The organism is Puia sp., assembly GCF_036500295.1.
Taxonomy (GTDB): domain Bacteria; phylum Bacteroidota; class Bacteroidia; order Chitinophagales; family Chitinophagaceae; genus Puia.
Genome location: NZ_DASYCH010000019.1, coordinates 1 through 3,691, shown reverse-complemented (window position 1 = coordinate 3,691; position 3,691 = coordinate 1). Strand labels below are relative to the sequence as shown.

The 3,691-nt window shown below is 57.9% G+C and carries 3 protein-coding genes and 1 pseudogene; 1 reads left to right on the top strand and 3 read right to left on the bottom strand.

Annotation, left to right across the window (positions count from 1 at the left end; genetic code table 11):
- Positions 1–756: chromate transporter (locus VGM48_RS05715; protein WP_331576937.1), on the top strand; the 756-nt coding region annotated here is incomplete at its 5' end.
- On the opposite strand, the gene VGM48_RS05710 is transcribed toward VGM48_RS05715, so the two are convergent.
- From VGM48_RS05710 to VGM48_RS05700, 3 genes and pseudogenes are all read right to left on the bottom strand, one after another.
- Complete coding sequence (locus tag VGM48_RS05710; protein ID WP_331576935.1) at positions 707–1,135, bottom strand: hypothetical protein; 429 nt, start codon at positions 1,133–1,135, stop codon at positions 707–709. The genes VGM48_RS05715 and VGM48_RS05710 overlap by 50 nt on opposite strands.
- A gap of 237 nt (positions 1,136–1,372) precedes the next feature.
- Complete coding sequence (locus tag VGM48_RS05705; RefSeq protein WP_331576933.1) at positions 1,373–3,217, bottom strand: T9SS type A sorting domain-containing protein; 1,845 nt, start codon at positions 3,215–3,217, stop codon at positions 1,373–1,375.
- A gap of 167 nt (positions 3,218–3,384) precedes the next feature.
- A pseudogene (locus VGM48_RS05700) lies at positions 3,385–3,691 on the bottom strand (FAD-binding oxidoreductase); the annotation flags it as partial.

Genomic DNA, 3,691 nt, shown 5'->3' with positions numbered 1-3,691 from the left:
ATCATCGCCATCATCCTGGCGGCCGTGTACCCCCTGGCAAAAAAAGCATTGAAAACGGCGGAGCTTGGGGTCATCGGGCTATTGACGCTTGCGGTGACCCTGCTTGGTGTGGACGAGATCGGGGCGATGTTCGGCGCCGGAGCGGTGACGCTGCTGCTGTATGTTCTTCGCCGGCCTTCGGGGACGCTGAAAGGATTTCTCCCGGCGCTGTTGCTGCAAATACCGGGAGTGAATATTACCCATGCGCGGATCTTTCTCATTTTTTTGAAGATCGGGGCGATCCTCTACGGTAGCGGATACGTGCTCTTCGCCTTTTTGGATAAAGAACTGGTGGCAAAGGGACTGCTGCCCCGACGGGAATTGATCGATGCGATCGCGGTGGGCCAGTTTACACCCGGGCCGGTGTTTTCATCGGTGACCTTTATCGGCTGGCAGCTGGCTGGCCCCGGCGGTGCGGCCTGGGCTACACTCGCGGTATTCCTTCCTTCTTTTGTATTCGTATGGCTCTTGAATCCGCTGGTACCGCGGATGCGGCGGTCGAAATTATTCTCCGCCTTCCTCGACGGGGTCAATGTGGCATCGGTGGCGATCATTGCCACGGTGTGTATCAGCTTTGGCCGGGAGACCCTGACCGACTGGCGGACGGTCGTTATTGCGGTGGTCAGTCTTGGCGTGACCTTTGGCTACCGGCAGGTCAACAGCGTCTTTATTGTGATTGGGGGGGCGTTGTTGGGATATGCATTGCATTTAGTATAGTGTCGGTCCGGGGAGCGTCAGTCCGGGGAGCCTCGGTCCGGGGAGCCTCGGGCTTTGGTTCATGGGATGCGTGATGGAGGACGGCGATGCCCTGATCGACGAGGTGATCGAATGCCCGGGCATTCTTCAGGAGGCAGTCGTCCTTTGTCCGGGTTGGATAGACATCCCCAAACCATTTGGCGATCGCGATAAGCGCGGGACTGGGGTCCTGGGTCGACAGGGGGAGGACCGAGAATTCGAGTTCATTGGCCTCAGGGTCGAGATGTTTTATCTCGACAAGGAGTTCTATCGGATGGACGTTGATAAAGCCGAGATCAAAGGAATTCACCCGGTAACATTGACCAACGGCAAGACGGATGCTGGAATTAGACGGTTGCACGATGTAGCATGTTTGATGAAAAAATCACCTGCCGCGAACAGGAATTCGCGGGAAGGGGCTCGACGATGATAGGTCTAAATTCCGTGTATCAATGGAAGCTGCTACAATCAGGGGGGTACAGCGGGCTAAAAGTAGATAAAAAAGGCCAATCGATCCACGGCCGGCGACATTAAAATTTGCGCCTGGCCCCTCCAGATTCCCTGCAGTATCTCCGCAGGGAATCAGAGAGGAGAGAAGTTATTTGACCAAAACCTTACCCGTCAACTGCTGCACCGGCGTGCGAACCGCTATAACATAGATCCCGGCCACCGGCTTGCGATTAAGGGTTACCGGTATCAGGTTGCCTGCAGGTTGTGCCGTCGTCGTATAGACCGCCTTTCCCGACAGGTCATACAGGGTGATCGTACAGGGGCCGGCCGTTTCTGCCGACAGCCGGACGGTAAAGCTTTCGACGATCGGGTTGGGGTAGACGGTAAAGCTGCCGGCTGCCGGCTCGACTTCGATGGATACGACAGAAGACCAGGCCGGGGTCCCGTCGATGTCTACCTGCTTAAGGCGATAGGCGTTGACACCGGGTGCGGGGTTGGCATCCGTAAAAGAGTAGCTGAGGAGATTATCGCTGTTGCCTGCGCCGCGAACTTCGCCGATGACGGTGTAGTCGCCGTTGCCGTTGCTGCGTTCGATGTCAAAGTGATCATTATTCTTTTCCATGGCGGTCTCCCAGGTGAGCGAAACGCCGTCCTTCCCGAGTCTGCCCGTGAAGTCAAGGAGTTTTACCGGCAGGAAGACAAAGCCGCTGTTGGCTATGACGCCGGTGCTGTTGACGCCCGATCCGGCATTTGCAGAGGAAGCGCCGCTGCTGCTGCTGTTGAGACCACCCGCGCCGTTAGTCGTCGTGGTGGTGATATTCGTGGTCGGAGTGGCACCGGGGTAAGCGACTACGCCCTGACCGCCGCCACCGCCGCCGCCATGGGAGTTGGCATCACCGACGTTGCCGCCGTCGCCGCCATTGCCCTGCACCCGGAGAGGACAGCTTGTTTTGGCGTTGAAGGTACCGACGTTCATGATAATGGATCCACCCGCGCCGCCGCCGCCGGCTCCGTCGTTGCCGCTGTTATCCGCATCGGCGCCATTGGCCGTGATGCTTACGCTGCCGGAACAGGAAGTGGTGAGGGTGTTGGCCTTGATCAGGATGATGCCGCCGCCGTTGGAACCTGCCGTGCCGACGCTGTTGTTCTGCTGGCCGCCGCCCCCCCCGCCGCCCATGAAGATGCGGTTGGCAGTAATAAAAGCGCTGAGGGCGTTACCGCCATAACCGCCTACGGGTGTCAGGGTACAGGTCCAGCCTGCACCGCCCTGGCCACCGGATGTATAGTTGGAGCCGCCTGCGCCGCCGCCATTGTCATCACTACCGCCGCCACCACCGTTGGCCAACGGGTTACGACCATATAAATAACCGGTATTGTTGGCCTGGACGCCTTCGCCCCTGGCTGCATAGTTGGTGGAATTGCTGGCGTACACGGCCGTTTCGCAATTGACCTCATAATTACCCGACACCGCGCCGCCGCGGAACCCCGCGCCATCGGCGGTGATGGGGTAGGCGACCGTCAACGTTCCGCTGACCTGCATGGCGACGACCCCGCCGATCTTGCCATTCCAGGGAAGGGCGGTAATCGCGGCCGTCGTCGTATAGTTGGGTGAACCATAACTGCGGAAACTGATGATCTGCACGCTCGCGCCCGAACCGAAATTAAAGGTATGCGCAGGGTTGGCGGTGATCGTCAGAGAGTTAGGCAGACCGGCTACGCTGGCGATGGTGGCCACTTCGTAGATCCCGGCATTGGCGATCGTGGTGAGCGAGCCATAGCTGCTGTTGTTGTTGGTGTTGCTGCCGGCTACATTATCCTGCATCTGCATGATGATGATTTGATCGCCGCTCTTGAAGCTGTGATACGTCTGGTTGACGCTGGTCAGAGAGAGGGTCTTTCCGCTGATGCCGGTAACGCTTGCATAGGCGTTGATCTGGGCCTGGCCGGAAAGAGTGGCTACAAAAAGGAAGAGAACAAGTGTAAAGTTTTTCATACTGGGTGGATTAAATCTATCCTACCCATTTCCAAGCTCGGGCCAAAAACTAAGCGGCTGATTACGAGAAATCTACGATTTCTTCTTTTTGAGAAAGTTTCCTATTTTGGTCCAATTGTCCTGAATTGGGACCGAGAAACCGCCAAAGCGGGGCATTTAGCCCAGCGTCAACGCAGCGCATCATAAAGCACTTCTGCCGGGTGCAGCGCCTTCCGGCCGGTCCCATCCTTTATCTGGTGCCGGCAACTCGTCCCCGCCGCGGCGATAACCGTGGACTCGGGTTCCTTCGTGACGGCCGGAAAGAGCACGAGCCCGCCGATCTTCATCGAAAGATCGTAGTGCTCCTTTTCGTAGCCGAAGGCGCCCGCCATGCCGCAGCAGCCGGTAGCCAGGGTATGCACCGTAAAGTTTTTGGGGAGCCCGAGGATCGCATTGGCGACGCCGATATCGGAAAGCGCCTTCTGATGGCAATGG